The sequence below is a fragment of the Micromonospora sp. NPDC047740 genome, assembly GCF_043204735.1.
In the GTDB taxonomy this organism is placed as follows: Bacteria; Actinomycetota; Actinomycetes; order Mycobacteriales; family Micromonosporaceae; genus Micromonospora.
Map to the genome: position 1 here is coordinate 154,620 of NZ_JBIDCT010000018.1, position 14,726 is coordinate 169,345.

Genomic DNA, 14,726 nt, shown 5'->3' on the forward strand with positions numbered 1-14,726 from the left:
GAAGGTGAGCACTGCAATGATGGGTGGGGTGGACGACAAGAGCCTGACCGAGAACAGCGCCGCCACCAACCGGACGAGCCTCTGGGGAGGCCGGTTCGCCGGCGGCCCCTCCGAGGCGCTCGCGCGGCTGTCGGTGAGCGTCCAGTTCGACTGGCGCCTCGCCCCGTACGACATCGCCGGCTCCCGGGCGCACGCCCGGGTCCTGGCCGGCGCCGGCCTGCTCGACCCCGAGGAACTGGGCAGGATGCTGGCCGCGCTGGACGACCTGGAGGCCGCCTGCGCCTCCGGGGCGTTCCGCCCGACCGTCGACGACGAGGACGTGCACACCGCCTTGGAGCGCGGCCTGCTGGAGCGGCTCGGCAGCCTCGGCGGCAAGCTGCGCGCCGGCCGGTCCCGCAACGACCAGGTCGCCACCGACCTGCGGCTCTACCTGCGCGATCACGCCCGGGGCGTGGCCGCCCGCCTGGTCGAGCTGGCCGAGGCGCTGGTCGAGCAGGCCGGGCGGCACGTGGACACCGCCGCCCCCGGCATGACCCACCTCCAGCACGCCCAGCCGGTCACCTTCGGGCACTGGCTGCTCGCCCACGTGCAGCCGCTGCTGCGCGACCTGGAGCGGCTGCGCGACTGGGACCACCGGGCGGCGATCAGCCCGCTCGGCGCGGGCGCGCTCGCCGGCTCGGGCCTGCCGCTGGATCCGGTGGCGGTCTCCAAGGAGCTGGGCTTCCGCACGTCCTTCGCCAACTCGATGGACGCGGTCGCCGACCGGGACTTCGTCGCCGAGTTCCTCTTCGTCACCGCGATGATCGGCGTGCACCTGTCCCGCCTCGGCGAGGAGGTGGTGCTCTGGACGTCGCACGAGTTCGGCTGGGTGGAGCTGGACGACGCGTTCGCCACCGGTTCGTCGATCATGCCGCAGAAGAAGAACGCGGACATCGCCGAGCTGGCCCGGGGCAAGTCCGGCCGGCTGGTCGGCGGCCTGATGAGCGTGCTCACCATGCTCAAGGGCCTGCCGATGACCTACGACCGGGACATGCAGGAGGACAAGGAGCCGGCCTTCGACGCGGTCGACACTCTGGAGCTGCTGCTGCCGGCGCTCGCCGGGATGATCTCCACGATGACCGTACGCGTCGACCGCCTGGTCGCCGCCGCGCCGGTCGGCTTCTCCCTCGCCACCGAGGTGGCGGACTGGCTGGTCCGCCGGGGCGTGCCGTTCCGCGACGCGCACGAGATCACCGGCCAGTTGGTTTCGCTCTGCGTGGCCCGGGACTGTGCCCTGGACGAGGTCTCCGACGCCGACCTGGCCGCGGTCAGCCCGCACCTGGACCCGTCGGTGCGGGACGTGCTCTCGGTGCGCTCCGCCCTCGCGGCCCGGACCACCCCCGGCTCGACCGGCCCCGGCCCGGTCGCCGACCAGCTCGCCGTCGCCGCGGACAAGCTGGCCGGCTGGCGCGACTGGGCCGCCGAGCAGGTCGTACCCCGCTGACCGCAGCGACGGAAAGGAGCAGGCCCTCAGCAGCATGCTGCTGAGGGCCTGCTCCTTTGCCGTGTCAGGACTGCTTGGCGAACTCGACGAACGAGCGCCACGCCTGCGGGTCGAAGGCGAGCACCGGACCGGCCGGGTCCTTGCTGTCCCGGACGGCAACCACGCCCGGCAGCCACCTCAACGCGGCCGGTGTGTCCCACCGTGACTGCGGTCAGGTCGTCGGTCGCTCGCGCTTGGGCAGCTTGGCCACCACCGCGTCGTACGACCCGTCGAGCGCCTCGCGCAGTTCCTCGTCGGGGATGCCGCCGTCGAGCCGCAGCGTGTTCCACCCCGAACGGCCGATGTAGGGGGAGGCGCGGGCGTCGTCGGGGAACCGGTGCAGCCACTCGTCGGCGACCTCCCGGGACGGGCCGCACTTCAGGCCCACCCGCGCGTCGCCCTCCGGCGAGCCGAGGAAGGCGAAGATCCTGCTGCCGACCTTGACCACCTCGTCGCCCTCCCACGGCTGGTCCAGCCAGGCGCCCGGCTTCGCCAGGCAGTACGCCCGCATCTCGTCGCGCGTCATCGCGTCCTCGTCCCGTCCACCCGGGCAGTCTCGCCGGGCCCTGTGACAGCTTCCGCCGGTCAGTCGGTGGTGCCGGTGCGTACCGTGATCCGGTCGTAGCGCTGCCGGGCCGCCTGGGCGCTGCCCAGCCCGAGCCCGAAGGCGATCGCCTGCCAGGTCAGCCCCCGGCCGCGGGCCACCTGCACCAGGCCCGCCTCGAGCGCGTCCACCTCGGCCCGCACGTGCGGGACCAGGGTCAGCGCGGCCATCAGGTCCGCCTGGTCGACCGGCTCCTCGCCGGGCTCCAGCTCCGCGCCGCCGGCGAGGGCCATCACCAGCGTGGCCGCCTCGTACGCGTCCGGCACGTCGGGGTGTGCGTACCGCCGGCGGCGGGCATTGGTGCCGGCATGGCGCTCGGCGATCCGCAGCAGCGCGGCGTAGTTGCGGTGCGCGCGGGCCTGGGCCGCGTCCGGAGCGGTGAACGGGTCGTTGTCCAGCGTGGGCATGGGTTCCATGACACACCCTTGAACAGCATCTTGTCAACGGCCTATTGAAAAGATCGCCAGCGCCCCACGGGCTATCGTCGACCCATGACCAGTGCCGAGCCCGCCACCACCGCAGCCGACCTGGCCGACCTGCTGGCCGGGCCGGTCGTGCCGGCCGCCCGCGGGCTGCTCGGCTGCCTGCTCACCGCCGGCGGGGTCACCGTCCGGATCACCGAGGTCGAGGCGTACGCCGGCACCGCCGGGGACCCGGCCTCGCACGCGCACCGGGGCCGCACCAAGCGCAACGCGGTGATGTTCGGCCCGTCCGGGCGGGCGTACGTCTACTTCACCTACGGGATGCACTGGTGCATGAACGTGGTCACCGGCCCGGACGGGGAGGCCTCGGCGGTGCTGCTGCGCGCCGGCGAGGTGGTCGACGGGCCGGCCGCGGCCCGGTCGCGACGCCCTGCCGTACGCCGGGACGTGGACCTGGCCCGCGGGCCCGCCCGGCTCTGCGCGGCGCTCGGCATCGACGGCGCGGTCTACGGCGTCGACCTGCTCGGCGACGGCCCGGTACGGCTGCGGCCGCCCGCGGTGCCGGTGCCGGCGACGGCGATCGCGGCCGGCCCCCGGGTCGGGGTGACCGGGGCGCACGACATGCCCTGGCGGTTCTGGGTCGCCGGCGACCCGACGGTGAGCGCCTACCGCCGCCACGTGCCCCGCACCCGTCGCTGACACCGGCGACTGCCGGACGGCGGTGCGGGCTGGCCACCGGCCCGGTGAAGCGGCATTCTGTCGGACGGGGTGACCATAATCACGACGTCAGGTCCCGCCCGCCCGCGTCGTACGCCTCTCGCCGGGTGCCGCCCGGACCCGGCAGCCACCCGCTCGGCACGGATCGGAGGACCGGCATGGCGACACTGCTCGCAATCGGCACCGGCAAGGGGCTCTTCCTCGCCACCAGCGCCGATCGACGTGCCTGGGAGGTGACCGGCCCGCACTTCCCGATGACCGGCGTCTACGCGGTCGCCGTCGACAAGCGCGCCGGCTGGCCCCGCCTGCTCGCCGGGATGACCAGCTCGCACTTCGGGCCGAGCGTGGCGACCAGCGACGACCTCGGCGCCTCCTGGCAGGAGCCCGACCGGGCGCCGGTGGGTTTCCCGGCCGACACCGGCGCCAGCCTGGGCCGGGTCTGGCAGCTCACTCCGGCGGGCGCCGACCAGCCCGACGTGGTCTGGGCCGGTGCCGAGCCGTCCGCGCTGTTCCGCTCGGACGACGGCGGGCGCAGCTTCCAGCTCGTCCGGGCGCTCTGGGACCATCCGCACCGCGAGTCCTGGGCCGCCGGCTTCGGTGGCCAGGCGATCCACAGCGTGCTGCCGCATCCGCGGGATCCGGCCCGGATGGCGGTGGCCATGTCCACCGGCGGGGTCTACCGCACCGAGGACGCCGGGGCGAGCTGGACGCCCGGTAACAGCGGCATCCGGGCCTACTTCCTGCCCGACGAGTGGCCCGAGTTCGGGCAGTGCGTCCACAAGATCGCCCGGGACGTCGGCAACCCGGATCGGCTCTACGCGCAGAACCACCACGGCGTCTACCGCTCCGACGACGACGGGCGCACCTGGAGCTCGATCGCCGCCGGCCTGCCCAGCGACTTCGGCTTCCCGATGGTCGCCCACCCGTCCCGCCCCGGCACGGTCTACGTCTTCCCGCTGGTCGCCGACGGGGAGCGCTTCCCGGTCGACCACCGCTGCCGGGTCTACCGCTCCACCGACGCGGGCGACAAGTGGGAGCCGCTCTCGGTCGGGCTGCCCGAGGGGCCGTTCTACCCGTCGGTGCTGCGCGACGCGATGTGCGCCGACGACGCCGACCCGGCCGGGGTCTACTTCGGCACCCGCTCCGGCGAGGTCTACGCCAGCCCGGACGAGGGTGACTCCTGGTCGCTGGTCGCCGCCCACCTGCCGGACGTGCTCTGCGTCCGGGCCGCGGAGGTGTGAGTGGTCACCGTGCTGCTGCCCGGCCCGCTGCGCGGCGAGGCGGGCGGCGCGAGCCGGCTGACCGTCGCCGCCACCGGCACGCTGCGGGCCGTCCTCGACGAGCTCGACGGCGCCTGGCCCCGGCTGGGCCGCCGGATCCGCGACGAGCGCGGCGAGCTGCGCCGCTACGTCAACGTCTACGTCGACGGCGAGGACTGCCGGCACGCCGGCGGGCTGGACGCCCCGGTCGGCGACGGCGCGGAGGTGCAGGTGCTCCCCTCGGTGGCCGGCGGCTGACGGGGCTGCGCGCCGCAGCCCGATCCGCTAGCGTCGGCCGATCCACCGGACGAGGGGAGCGGCGCGGTGACGGCGTACGAGGCGGGCTACCTCTTCGGGTACGTGGGCTGCCCAGTCCTGCTGGTGGCCCTGATCGTCGGCGTGGTCGTGGCCGTGCAGCGGGCGCGCCGGAAGTCGGCCGCCACCCCGGGTCGGCCGCCGCACCCCCACCTGGGGCAGCCGTACCCGCACCCGGGCCAGTTCCACGCCAGTCAGCCCTACCCGGGTCAGCCCCATCCGCAGCACGGCTGGCCGCCGGCCCAGTACCCATACGCCGGCCAGCTGGGCCAGCCGTATCCGCCGCCGGCCCAGCCGCACCCGCCCGCTCAGGCGCCCGGGTCGGCGTACCCGCCGTCGGGCGGGCGGCCGCCGTACGCCGGACAGGAGTGACGCCGGCGGGCCGCAACCGGCCGGTGGGTGGTGATCTGGGCCACGCGGCCCACGACCCATGACGGAATAGTTGACTCGTCAAATATGTTGTGGGGTGCGATCCGGGCCGCACCGGCCCGGGCGTCACGCGAGGAGCTGGATCATGCAGTTCGGAGTCTTCACCGTCGGCGACGTCACGGTCGACCCGACCAACGGGCGGCTGCCGTCCGAGCGTGAGCGGATCAAGGCCATGGTGGCCATCGCGCTCAAGGCCGAGGAGGTCGGGCTCGACGTCTTCGCCACCGGCGAGCACCACAACCCGCCGTTCGTGCCCTCGTCGCCGACCACCATGCTCGGCTACCTCGCCGCCCGGACCGAGCGGCTGCTGCTCTCCACCTCGACCACGCTGATCACCACCAACGACCCGGTGAAGATCGCCGAGGACTACGCGATGCTCCAGCACCTGGCCGACGGCCGGGTGGACCTGATGCTGGGCCGCGGCAACACCGGCCCGGTCTACCCGTGGTTCGGGCAGGACATCCGCAACGGCATCCCCCTCGCGATCGAGAACTACGACCTGCTGCACCGGCTGTGGCGTGAGGACGTGGTCGACTGGAAGGGCCGGTTCCGCACCCCGCTGCAGTCGTTCACCGCCACCCCGCGCCCGCTCGACGGGGTGCCGCCGTTCGTCTGGCACGGCTCGATCCGCAGCCCCGAGATCGCCGAGCAGGCGGCCTACTACGGCGACGGCTTCTTCGCCAACCACATCTTCTGGCCCAAGGAGCACACCCAGCGGATGATCGGGCTCTACCGGCAGCGCTTCGAGCACTACGGCCACGGCTCCGCCGACCAGGCCATCGTCGGCCTCGGCGGGCAGGTGTTCATGCGGAAGAACTCCCAGGACGCCGTCCGCGAGTTCCGGCCGTACTTCGACAACGCCCCGGTCTACGGGCACGGGCCGTCGCTGGAGGAGTTCACCCGGGAGACCCCGCTGACCGTGGGCAGCCCGCAGCAGGTCATCGACCGCACGCTCGGCTTCCGCGAGTACGTCGGCGACTACCAGCGTCAGCTCTTCCTGATGGACCACGCCGGGCTGCCCCTGAAGACCGTCCTGGAACAGCTCGATCTCCTCGGCGAGGAGGTCGTCCCGGTGCTGCGCAAGGAGTTCGACTCGCTGCGGCCGGTGCACGTGCCGGAGGCGCCCACCCACGCCTCGCTGCTGGCCGCGGCCGGCGGCGCCAAGGACAACACGGTGCACGCCGTCGACGACGTGACCGGCAAGGCGCCCGAGGCGGCCCGATGACCCGGCGCACCCTGGCGGTGGTCTCCGCCGGCCTCGGCCAGCCCTCCTCGACCCGGCTTCTCGCCGACCAGCTCGCCGCGGCCGCCCGCGACGAGCTGGTCCGGCGCGGCGCCGAGGTGGAGATCCGTCCGATCGAGCTGCGCGAGCACGCCCACGACGTGGTGAACCACCTGCTCACCGGCTTCCCGTCGGCCGCCCTGCGGGAGGCGCTGGACACCGTGGCCGGGGCGGACGGACTGATCGCGGTCACCCCGATCTTCAACGCCTCGTACAACGGGCTGTTCAAGTCGTTCTTCGACGTGGTGGACCGGGACGCCCTGGCCGACCGGCCGGTGCTGATCGGCGCCACGGGGGGCACCGCCCGGCACTCGCTCGCCCTGGAGCACGCGGTCCGGCCGATGTTCGCGTACCTGCGGGCGGTGGTGGTGCCGACGGTGGTCTACGCGGCGCCGGAGGACTGGTCCGGCGAGAGCGCCGACGGTGCCCTGCGGGCCCGCATCCGGCGGGCCGGGGTCGAGCTGGCTGAGCAGGTGGACCGCCGTCCGGTCGCGACCGGCCCGGCCGACCCGTTCGCCCTCACCACCAACTTCGAGGACCTGCTCGCCGGCCGCGACCCGGTCTGACCGGCCCGTCCCCGGCGGTCCTCACTCCGCCCGCTCGTACGGATGGGCCACCAGCACCGGGCAGTGTGCGTGCTGCACCAGCGCCTGGCTGACCGACCCGAGCAGCAGTCCGGCGAAGCCGCCGCGGCCCCGCGACCCGACCACCACCAGCGCCGCCTCCCCGCTCGCCTCGATCAGGGCCTGCTCCGGGGAGGCGGCCCGGACCGGCCGCTCGACCACGGTCAGCACCGGATGGTCCGCGCGGACCTGGGCCGCCGCCCGGGCCAGCAGCTCGGCCGATTCGGCCTGCCCGGCCGCCGCGGACTCGGCCCCCTGCTCCGGCACCGTACCGGCCCGCTCAAGCGGCCGGACGTGCACCAGCACGAGGTCGTTGTCGCGGCGGTCCGCCTCGTCGGCGGCCAGCCGGACGGCGAGCCCGCCCGACTCGGAGCCGTCCACGCCGACCAGCACCGGTCCGTCGACCGGGATCGGCTGCTCGGCCGGGCGGACCACCAGCACCGGGCAGTGCCCGTGCTGGGCCACCTGGCCGCTGACCGAGCCGAGCAGCAGCCCGGCGAACCCGCCCATCCCCCGGCTGCCCACCACCACCAGGTCGGCCCGGCGGGACTCCTCGACGAGCGTGGCGCCCGGACCGCCGGCCACCTGGCGTACCTCCACCCGCAGGCCCGGATGCCGGTCGGTCAGGTCGCCGGCCACCTGTTCGAGCATCTTCTGCGCCGCCTCGGTCGGCGCCGGCACGCCGAGGTCGTACGGGTTGAGTGGCACGCCGTAGCCGAGCGGGTGCAGGTAGCCGTGCACCAGGTGCAGCGGCCGGGATCGCTGGACGGCCGCCCGCGCGGCGTGCTCGGCGGCGGTCAGGCTGGTCGGTGATCCGTCGACCCCCACCACGACAGGTCGGTTCATCGGCGTCCCTTCGGTCGGCTCAGGCCATTGTCGGCGGCCCGCTCGTCCCCGGACCGCATTTGCCCGGCTATCCCGGCGTCGACACCTCGGGCCCGAGGTTCGGCCAGCCGGACCGCCATCCGCGTCGGCGGGGGAGGTACCGGCGCGGAGGCGTCCCGGGGGAAATCGGGCGGCGTCGCGCATCCGCGGCCCGGGACCTTCGGCCCTGACGATCCCGGCCGGGGCGAGGTCCAATGGATCCAGGACCCGGACTGTGGACGGGGGTGAGACTGATGACTCCGCTGGAGATGCTCCGCGCGCATCCGTTCCTCGCCGGGCTGCCGCCGGAGTGGCTGCCCCCGCTGACCGGTCACGCCCGCCCCGTGGTGTGGCACCCCGGTCACCGGCTGTTCCGCGCCGGGCAGCCGGCGGAGCGGTTCTGGCTGGTCCGCGGCGGCGAGGTGGCGCTGGACTTCCCGGTGCCCGGTCGCGGTGACGTGGGGATCGAGACGATCGGCGTGGGCGGGGTCGTCGGCTGGTCCTGGCTCTTCCCGCCGTACCGATGGCAGTTCGGGGCGGTGGCCGCGCGGCGCAGTCTCGCCGTCGAGTTCCAGGCCGCCGGGGTACGCCGGCTGATGGAGTCCGACGACGCGCTCGGCCGGCAGCTCACCACCCGCTTCATGAGCGTGGTGGTGGACCGGCTGCAGGCCTCCCGGGTCCGCCTGTTGGAGCTGTACGGCTATCAGACGACGCTGCCGCCCACCGGCTGACCGCCGTCGGTCCGCCGCACGACCAGCTCGTCCACCTCCAGCCGGCCGATCCGCAGCTCCTTGATGACCGCCCGGCGGATCGCCAGCCGACCGATCGCCAGCGTGCCGACCGCGACGGCACCGAGCGCCGCCGCGGCGAGCGCCAGTGGCGCGGCCGCCGTCGGGCCCAGGGCCCGGGGGCCGGCCAGCATCGGGCCCGTGACGGAGGCTCTGGGGGTACGCATCGGGAATGCCGGCCGGTGCCGGCAGTGGGTCATCCGCTTCACCCGACGAATCCTCCGCTCCCACCCGGGGCGTCCGGGGCGGGTCCGGGCGCCGGTCCACCGCCCGGGTGACGTCGCCCGTTCGCCAGCGGGTCCGAACCTGTCGGTCGGTCCGCGTATCCTCCGGCGGTGACCAGTGAGGTGCGGCTCCGCCCGGTGCGCGACGATGACCTGCCCGCGTTCTTTCGCCACGAGCAGGATCCACAGGCCAATTGGATGGCCGCGTTCGGCCCGAAGGACCCGGCCGACCGGGCCGCCTTCGACGACCATTGGACGCGCATCCGCGCCGACCCGCGCATCGTCCTCCGGACCGTGACGGTCGGCGGGGAGGTGGTCGGGCGCGTGACCGCCTTCCCGGTGGGGGAGCGCACCGAGGTCAGCTACTGGATCGATCCGCGCCGCTGGGGCCGGGGCCACGCCACCGCCGCGCTCGCCGCGCTGCTGCGTGAGCTGCCGCAGCGTCCGGTGCACGCCCGCGCCGCCAAGGACAACGCCGCCTCGCTCGCCGTGCTCCGCAAGTGCGGCTTCGTGGTGGTCGGTGAGGACTCCGGGTACGCCAACGGCCGCGGGACCGAGGTCGAGGAGTACGTGCTGGAGCTGCCCGCCGTGGCGGCTGACCAGCGCGACCACTAGTCTCGCCCGGGTGAACTGGCTGGAACTCGTCGGCTGGGCCGGCTCCGCGTTGCTGGTCTGGTCGCTGCTGCAGACGCGCATCCTGCGGCTGCGCGCCCTCAACCTCGTCGGCTGCCTCATCCTGATCGGCTACAACGCCGCCGTGCAGGTGTGGCCCATGGTCGGGCTGAACGTGGTGCTCGCCGTGATCAACGTCTGGTACCTGCGGAAGCTGCTGGTTACCCGGCACGACGAGCAGACCTACCAGGTGGTCGAGGTGGGCACCGGGGACGCCTTCCTGGCCCACACGCTGCGGGTGCACGCCGCCGACATCGCCCGGTTCAACCCCGCCTTCCGCTGGGACCCGGCCGGCGCCGACCGCTCGGCGTTCCTCGTGGTCCGCGCCGACGAGGTGGTCGGCGTGGTGGTGTCGCACGCCGAGGCCGATGGGGTGGCCCAGATCGACCTCGACTACGTCACCCCGCCGTTCCGCGACTTCACGCCGGGCGAGTTCGTCTACCGGCGCAGCCGCCTCTTCACCGACCGCGGCTTCCGCCGGGTGGTCAGCCCGCCCGGCATGGTCGCCCCGTACTACCACCGGCTCGGCTTCAACCCGGAGGGTGACGCGTTCGTGCTGGACCTGCCCGCAGCCCCGGCCGGGCAGCGCGGGTAGCCGGGGGAGCGAATCCGGCGCGTCCGATGGGCACCGGGCCGCCGCGGCCGGTGCCGGCCGGGCCGCCTCAGCCGGTGTGGTCCGCCGGCCCCGACGGCGCGCCGAACGGGAAGTCCGGGACCGGCGGGAGCAGCTGCACCCGGTCGGCGGGGAACTGATGGGTGCTCCGGCCGAGGACCCGGGCGGCGGCGCGCAGCAGCCACGGTCCCGACGGGTGCAGCTCCGGCGCGATCAGTCGCCCGACCACCCGGGTCCACCAGTGGCCGGCCACGATCACGTCGGTGATCCGCAGCCGGTCCGGCGGCCAGCCACCGCGCACCACCACGTCGACCACCCGGCCCAGCCGCCGCCCGTGCAGGTCGTACGCCATCCGGCCGAGCAGCTCACCGGCGCGCATGATCCGCCCCCGGGATCTGGTCGATCACGTGCCGGCGCAGCCAGGACTCGGTGGGGGACGGCGGCAGGTCGGCCGCCGGGCAGCGCAGGCGTACCGCGCTGTCCACCTCGGCGACCTGGGCGAGCGGGATGCGTCGCGGCGGCACCGGCACCTCCTCGGCGAACCGCTCGGCGATCGACACCAGGAACCGCCCGATCCGGCCGCCGATCCGCTGCCCCAGCACGCCGTGCCCGGAGAGCAGGCAGTCCACGTACGGCACTCCCTCGGCGTCGATCGCGAACGCGATGTCGTCGACCCGGCCGACCAGCCGGCCGTCCCGGTCGACGATCTGCCGGTCGAGCAGCTGCTTGGCGAGCTGGAGCCTCACTGTCCCATCCTCGTGATGATCGCCAATGGGATCGCCGCCACCGACGCGGCGACGATGAGCAGCAGGAACACCGCCCCGAGCAGGTTCATCCACCGGCCGTTGACCCGGTCGCCCAGGTAGTTGCGGTCGTTGGCCACCACCAGGATCGGCAGGTACGTCAGCGGCAGCACCAACGCGCTGAGCACCAGCATGTACTCGGTGAGCTGCACCGGGTCGATGGTGGTCAGCAGCATCAGCACCCCGAGCAGCACGCTGACCAGCAGCACGGTGTGGAACCGGGCAGCCTCCCGGGGGGTGACCCGCTTACCCCACTGCCAGCCGAAGTACTGCGCCACCGCGTACGCGGCGGACAGCCCGGTCTCCAGCGCGGCGCCGAAGGTAACCGCGAAGAACGCCAGCACCGCGACCGCCAGCCCGGCCCCGCCCAGCGCGGTCGCCACCGGCCGGGCCACCTGGTCGAGGCTGTCCAGCGCCGTCCCGGACGGGTGGTACGCCACGGCCGCCACGGCGAGCAGCGACAACGCCAGGAATCCGCCGACCGGGAAGCCGATCAGCACGCTGGACCGCGCGTCGGCCAGGTCGGCGGCGCTCCACTTCTCCTCCACCCCGCCGGAGGAGAAGAAGAAGACCTCGTACGGGCTGACCGTGGAGGCGAACAGCGCCACCGCCACGAACCAGTACACCGACCAGCCCGCCCCGGCGGAGCTGACGTACACCGCCTCGTGGCCGAGGCGCGCCCAGTCGGTGGGCAGGGCGAACAGTGCGACCGCGAACACCAGCAGCGCCAACCCGGCCAGCCCGAACACCCGCTCCATCAGCGCGAAGCGCATCCGCCACAGCACCAGCCAGACCGCGACCGCGGCCACCGGCACCCAGAGCAGGTAGCTGAGCCCGGTCGCCAGCTGCAGCGCCAGGGCCACCCCGCCCAGCTCCGCGGCGAGGGTGACCACCGTGACCAGGTAGGAGGCGACCAGGTTGAGCAGCGCCACCCGCGGCCCCAGCCGCTCCCGGACCAGGTCGAACACGGCCCGGCCGCTCACCGCCGCGATCCGGCCGGACATCTCCGCGTACGCGCAGATGCCCAGCACCCCGACGAGCAGCACCCACGCGTGGGCCATGCCGAACCGGGCACCGGCCTGGCTCGCCGCCACCAGGTCGCCGATGTCGACGAAGCCGCCGATGGCGGACAGGACGCCGAGGGTGGCGGCGAGGAGCTTCCTCACGTCGGGCCGGGAGCGGGTGATCTCATCGACGCGACGATATCGGCGTCAAGTATCTCTTTTGGGGTGAATCGACCAGGCCGTCGCCCGGCACCCGTCCGGGGTCAGGCGGCAGCGAGATTCTGCAGCCGTACCTGGCCACGCGCGACCAACCGGCCGTCCCCGTCGGTGATCTCCACCAGCCAGAGCTGCTGACTCCGGCCCCGGTGGATCGGGGTGCCCACCGCGGTCAGCTCGCCGTCCCGCACCGCGCGCAGGAAGTCCGTCTGGTTGGACACGCCCACCACCTGGCCCTTGTCGCCCAGCCAGAGCGCGCCGCCGATGCTGGCCGCCGTCTCCACCACCGAGCAGTAGACCCCGCCGTGCTGGATCCCGTACGGCTGGTGCAGCTCCGGGCGGACCTGCCAGCGGATCACCACCCGGTCCCCGCTGACCTCGTCGAACTTCAGGCCCAGCAGGGCCACGAAGCCCCCGGTCAGGTCCGGCATCTCCACGGCAGCCCTCCTCGCCCTTGATGGAGCGCCAGCCTAATCGCCCCGGCGTGGGCAAACCCGGTACGGGTCCGGGGCGGTGATGGGGGAGAATCGGTAGCCGTGACCGACAGCAACCTCCCGCAGGGGCGGGACTCCCTGACCGAAGACCTGCAGTGGCGGGGCCTGATCCAGGACTCGACCGGCCTCGACGAGCTGCGCGAGCTGCTCGACGGCGGGACGGCCACCTTCTATGTGGGCTTCGATCCGACCGCGCCCAGCCTGCACGTCGGCCACCTCATGCAGGTCATCACCGCGCGCCGGCTCCAGCTCGCCGGGCACCGGCCGCTGCTGCTGGTCGGCGGTGCCACCGGCCAGATCGGCGACCCGAAGGAGACCGCCGAGCGCACCCTCAACCCGCCCGAGGTGGTGGCGGGCTGGGTCCAGCGCATCCACGACCAGCTCGCCCCGTTCGTCTCGTACACCGGGGAGAACGCGGCCCGACTGGTCAACAACCTGGACTGGACCGGCGAGATGTCGGTGGTCGAGTTCCTCCGCGACGTCGGCAAGCACTTCCCGGTGAACAAGATGCTGGCCCGCGAGGTGGTCAAGGCCCGGCTGGAGACCGGCATCAGCTTCACCGAGTTCAGCTACCAGCTGCTGCAGGCCAACGACTTCTTCGAACTGCACCGCCGGCACGGCTGCCAGCTCCAGTACGGCGGCTCGGACCAGTGGGGCAACATCACCGCCGGGGTCGACTACATCCGCCGACGGGGCGCCGGGCCGGTGGAGGCCTTCACCACGCCGCTGGTCACCAAGTCGGACGGCACCAAGTTCGGCAAGACCGAGGGCGGCTCCATATGGCTCGACCCGGAGATGACCAGCCCCTACGCCTTCTACCAGTTCTGGGTCAACGCCGACGACCGCGACGTCGTCCGCTACCTGCGCTACTTCAGCTTCCGCTCCCGGGAGGAGTTGGAGGAGCTGGAGAAGGCGACCGCGGAACGGCCCCAGGCCCGCCTGGCCCAACGGGCGCTCGCCGAGGAGCTGACCGCGCTGGTGCACGGCGAGCGGGAGATGGCCCAGGCGGTGGCCGCCAGCCAGGCGCTCTTCGGCCGCGGTTCGCTCGAGGAGCTGACCCCGGCGACCCTGCGCGCCGCGTTGACCGAGGCCGGCCTGGTCCACCTGGCCGAGCTGCCGGACGTCGCCGGCCTGCTCAAGGAGTCCGGGCTGGTGCCGAGCATGAAGGAGGCGCGCCGGGTGATCGCCGAAGGCGGCGCGTACGTCAACAACACCCGGGTGACGGACGTCGACGCGACCGTGTCGGCGGACGACCTGCTGCACGGGCGGTACCTGGTGCTGCGCCGCGGCAAGCGCTCCTTCGCCGGCGTTGACCTGGGCAAATAGTCGTATCTCGACAATGTGACGCGGGACGCGCCCGGCGGATTTGACGATCAAACCGCTGGGCGCGTAACTTTCTCTCTGCCAGCGCGGAACGGACGAAACAGGGCGAAAGCCGAAAAGGCCGGAGCGCGGGAAATAACCGCCAGGATCGGATGGTTCTCTCTGTCTGACCCTGGACCCGGGTGGTGCCCCGGATTCGCCGCGAGGCGGATTTGGCGAGGCGGAACCGACCGGGTAAGGTTATCGGCCGGCAGGGACACGGACGAGCAAGCGGGAGACCGCAGCGGCCGTCCTGCCGAAATCCACGAGGCGTCCGGGCGCGAGTCGGTCGAATCGAGGTGCCCGGCAAAAGGGTGGAAGCACGACGAACCGCCAGACAGCGGTTTGACACGGCAGAAACCACCGGGTAACGTAGTAAAAGTGCCCGGCGCGAGAGCGGCGGTCGCGGTGAACGAAATGCCCCGGACAGGGTCCTGTGGAGTGCAGGGTTGCTGGATGGTGTGTGGTTGTTCTTTGAGAACTCAACAGGGTGTTTGATAAGCCAGTGCCAAA

General features: G+C 73.3%; 19 protein-coding genes and 1 pseudogene. 11 read left to right on the forward strand and 9 right to left on the reverse strand.

Features of this window, described 5'->3' with window-relative positions:
• Positions 1 to 19: 19 nt before the first annotated feature.
• Positions 20 to 1,483 (forward strand): argininosuccinate lyase, encoded by a 1,464-nt coding sequence (gene argH, locus ACGF4F_RS28990; protein WP_357442794.1) that lies wholly within the window; start codon positions 20 to 22, stop codon positions 1,481 to 1,483.
• Positions 1,484 to 1,547: 64 nt separating this feature from the next.
• Here the strand turns inward: argH and ACGF4F_RS28995 are convergent.
• The 3 genes and pseudogenes from ACGF4F_RS28995 to ACGF4F_RS29005 form a co-directional block, all read right to left on the reverse strand.
• A pseudogene (locus ACGF4F_RS28995) lies at positions 1,548 to 1,655 on the reverse strand (DUF397 domain-containing protein); the annotation flags it as partial.
• 39 nt (positions 1,656 to 1,694) lie between these two features.
• Positions 1,695 to 2,048, reverse strand: a complete 354-nt coding sequence (locus ACGF4F_RS29000; RefSeq protein WP_357442743.1) for an MmcQ/YjbR family DNA-binding protein — start codon at positions 2,046 to 2,048, stop codon at positions 1,695 to 1,697.
• Between the two features lie 59 nt (positions 2,049 to 2,107).
• Positions 2,108 to 2,542, reverse strand: a complete 435-nt coding sequence (locus ACGF4F_RS29005; protein ID WP_357442745.1) for a DNA-binding protein — start codon at positions 2,540 to 2,542, stop codon at positions 2,108 to 2,110.
• 75 nt (positions 2,543 to 2,617) lie between these two features.
• Here ACGF4F_RS29005 and ACGF4F_RS29010 point away from each other — a divergent pair, with 75 nt between their 5' ends.
• The 6 genes from ACGF4F_RS29010 to ACGF4F_RS29035 all read left to right on the forward strand — a co-directional run bounded on the left by ACGF4F_RS29010 (position 2,618) and on the right by ACGF4F_RS29035 (position 7,116).
• Positions 2,618 to 3,247: a DNA-3-methyladenine glycosylase gene (locus ACGF4F_RS29010; protein WP_357442747.1), complete on the forward strand. Its 630-nt coding sequence runs from the start codon at positions 2,618 to 2,620 to the stop codon at positions 3,245 to 3,247.
• A 176-nt stretch (positions 3,248 to 3,423) separates the two neighbouring features.
• Positions 3,424 to 4,506, forward strand: a complete 1,083-nt coding sequence (locus ACGF4F_RS29015) for an exo-alpha-sialidase (RefSeq protein WP_357442749.1) — start codon at positions 3,424 to 3,426, stop codon at positions 4,504 to 4,506.
• Positions 4,507 to 4,782 carry a MoaD/ThiS family protein gene (locus ACGF4F_RS29020; protein ID WP_357442750.1) on the forward strand — a complete coding sequence of 92 codons (276 nt, stop codon included), beginning with the start codon at positions 4,507 to 4,509 and terminating at the stop codon, positions 4,780 to 4,782.
• Positions 4,783 to 4,848: 66 nt separating this feature from the next.
• A complete protein-coding gene (locus ACGF4F_RS29025; RefSeq protein WP_357442752.1) occupies positions 4,849 to 5,211 on the forward strand; it encodes a flagellar biosynthetic protein FliQ in 363 nt (120 codons plus the stop codon).
• A gap of 142 nt (positions 5,212 to 5,353) precedes the next feature.
• Positions 5,354 to 6,493 (forward strand): LLM class flavin-dependent oxidoreductase, encoded by a 1,140-nt coding sequence (locus tag ACGF4F_RS29030; protein ID WP_357442754.1) that lies wholly within the window; start codon positions 5,354 to 5,356, stop codon positions 6,491 to 6,493.
• Entirely contained in the window at positions 6,490 to 7,116 is a 627-nt protein-coding gene (locus tag ACGF4F_RS29035; RefSeq protein ID WP_357442756.1) for an FMN reductase, read from the forward strand. The genes ACGF4F_RS29030 and ACGF4F_RS29035 overlap by 4 nt, the downstream gene beginning before the upstream one ends.
• Positions 7,117 to 7,137: 21 nt before the next feature.
• Here ACGF4F_RS29035 and ACGF4F_RS29040 read toward each other — a convergent pair whose 3' ends face one another.
• Entirely contained in the window at positions 7,138 to 8,019 is an 882-nt protein-coding gene (locus ACGF4F_RS29040) for a universal stress protein (RefSeq protein WP_357442758.1), read from the reverse strand.
• Between the two features lie 272 nt (positions 8,020 to 8,291).
• Between ACGF4F_RS29040 and ACGF4F_RS29045 the strand changes: the two genes are divergently transcribed.
• Entirely contained in the window at positions 8,292 to 8,768 is a 477-nt protein-coding gene (locus ACGF4F_RS29045) for a cyclic nucleotide-binding domain-containing protein (RefSeq protein ID WP_393082104.1), read from the forward strand.
• On the opposite strand, the gene ACGF4F_RS29050 is transcribed toward ACGF4F_RS29045, so the two are convergent.
• Entirely contained in the window at positions 8,741 to 9,025 is a 285-nt protein-coding gene (locus ACGF4F_RS29050) for a hypothetical protein (RefSeq protein ID WP_357442796.1), read from the reverse strand. The two genes, ACGF4F_RS29045 and ACGF4F_RS29050, sit on opposite strands and share 28 nt — an antisense overlap.
• 135 nt (positions 9,026 to 9,160) lie before the next feature.
• Here ACGF4F_RS29050 and ACGF4F_RS29055 point away from each other — a divergent pair, with 135 nt between their 5' ends.
• Together ACGF4F_RS29055 and ACGF4F_RS29060 are read left to right on the forward strand one after the other, a co-directional pair.
• A complete protein-coding gene (locus ACGF4F_RS29055) occupies positions 9,161 to 9,664 on the forward strand; it encodes a GNAT family N-acetyltransferase (RefSeq protein ID WP_357442762.1) in 504 nt (167 codons plus the stop codon).
• A gap of 10 nt (positions 9,665 to 9,674) precedes the next feature.
• On the forward strand, positions 9,675 to 10,316 hold the full coding sequence (locus tag ACGF4F_RS29060) for a hypothetical protein (protein ID WP_357442764.1): 642 nt from the start codon (positions 9,675 to 9,677) through the stop codon (positions 10,314 to 10,316).
• Positions 10,317 to 10,383: 67 nt separating this feature from the next.
• Here ACGF4F_RS29060 and ACGF4F_RS29065 read toward each other — a convergent pair whose 3' ends face one another.
• The 4 genes from ACGF4F_RS29065 to ACGF4F_RS29080 form a co-directional block, all read right to left on the reverse strand.
• Positions 10,384 to 10,713 (reverse strand): PRC-barrel domain containing protein, encoded by a 330-nt coding sequence (locus tag ACGF4F_RS29065; protein WP_357442766.1) that lies wholly within the window; start codon positions 10,711 to 10,713, stop codon positions 10,384 to 10,386.
• Positions 10,700 to 11,080, reverse strand: a complete 381-nt coding sequence (locus ACGF4F_RS29070) for a hypothetical protein (RefSeq protein WP_357442768.1) — start codon at positions 11,078 to 11,080, stop codon at positions 10,700 to 10,702. Before ACGF4F_RS29070 ends, ACGF4F_RS29065 begins: the two co-directional genes overlap by 14 nt.
• Entirely contained in the window at positions 11,077 to 12,303 is a 1,227-nt protein-coding gene (locus tag ACGF4F_RS29075) for a divalent metal cation transporter (protein ID WP_357442770.1), read from the reverse strand. The genes ACGF4F_RS29070 and ACGF4F_RS29075 overlap by 4 nt, the downstream gene beginning before the upstream one ends.
• Positions 12,304 to 12,404: 101 nt before the next feature.
• Entirely contained in the window at positions 12,405 to 12,788 is a 384-nt protein-coding gene (locus ACGF4F_RS29080) for a PaaI family thioesterase (RefSeq protein ID WP_357442799.1), read from the reverse strand.
• Positions 12,789 to 12,893: 105 nt separating this feature from the next.
• Here ACGF4F_RS29080 and tyrS point away from each other — a divergent pair, with 105 nt between their 5' ends.
• Positions 12,894 to 14,177 (forward strand): tyrosine--tRNA ligase, encoded by a 1,284-nt coding sequence (gene tyrS, locus ACGF4F_RS29085; RefSeq protein WP_357442773.1) that lies wholly within the window; start codon positions 12,894 to 12,896, stop codon positions 14,175 to 14,177.
• Positions 14,178 to 14,726 lie beyond the last annotated feature (549 nt).

Coding starts and splice junctions, on each gene's coding strand:
- ACGF4F_RS29065 (WP_357442766.1), bottom strand. CDS start 10,713: ATGCGCGCCGGTGAGCTGCTCGGCCGGATGGCGTACGACCTGCACGGG.
- argH (WP_357442794.1), top strand. CDS start 20: ATGGGTGGGGTGGACGACAAGAGCCTGACCGAGAACAGCGCCGCCACC.
- ACGF4F_RS29005 (WP_357442745.1), bottom strand. CDS start 2,542: ATGGAACCCATGCCCACGCTGGACAACGACCCGTTCACCGCTCCGGAC.
- ACGF4F_RS29030 (WP_357442754.1), top strand. CDS start 5,354: ATGCAGTTCGGAGTCTTCACCGTCGGCGACGTCACGGTCGACCCGACC.
- ACGF4F_RS29050 (WP_357442796.1), bottom strand. CDS start 9,025: ATGACCCACTGCCGGCACCGGCCGGCATTCCCGATGCGTACCCCCAGA.
- ACGF4F_RS29040 (WP_357442758.1), bottom strand. CDS start 8,019: ATGAACCGACCTGTCGTGGTGGGGGTCGACGGATCACCGACCAGCCTG.
- ACGF4F_RS29035 (WP_357442756.1), top strand. CDS start 6,490: ATGACCCGGCGCACCCTGGCGGTGGTCTCCGCCGGCCTCGGCCAGCCC.
- ACGF4F_RS29000 (WP_357442743.1), bottom strand. CDS start 2,048: ATGACGCGCGACGAGATGCGGGCGTACTGCCTGGCGAAGCCGGGCGCC.
- ACGF4F_RS29015 (WP_357442749.1), top strand. CDS start 3,424: ATGGCGACACTGCTCGCAATCGGCACCGGCAAGGGGCTCTTCCTCGCC.
- ACGF4F_RS29080 (WP_357442799.1), bottom strand. CDS start 12,788: ATGCCGGACCTGACCGGGGGCTTCGTGGCCCTGCTGGGCCTGAAGTTC.
- ACGF4F_RS29045 (WP_393082104.1), top strand. CDS start 8,292: ATGACTCCGCTGGAGATGCTCCGCGCGCATCCGTTCCTCGCCGGGCTG.
- ACGF4F_RS29010 (WP_357442747.1), top strand. CDS start 2,618: ATGACCAGTGCCGAGCCCGCCACCACCGCAGCCGACCTGGCCGACCTG.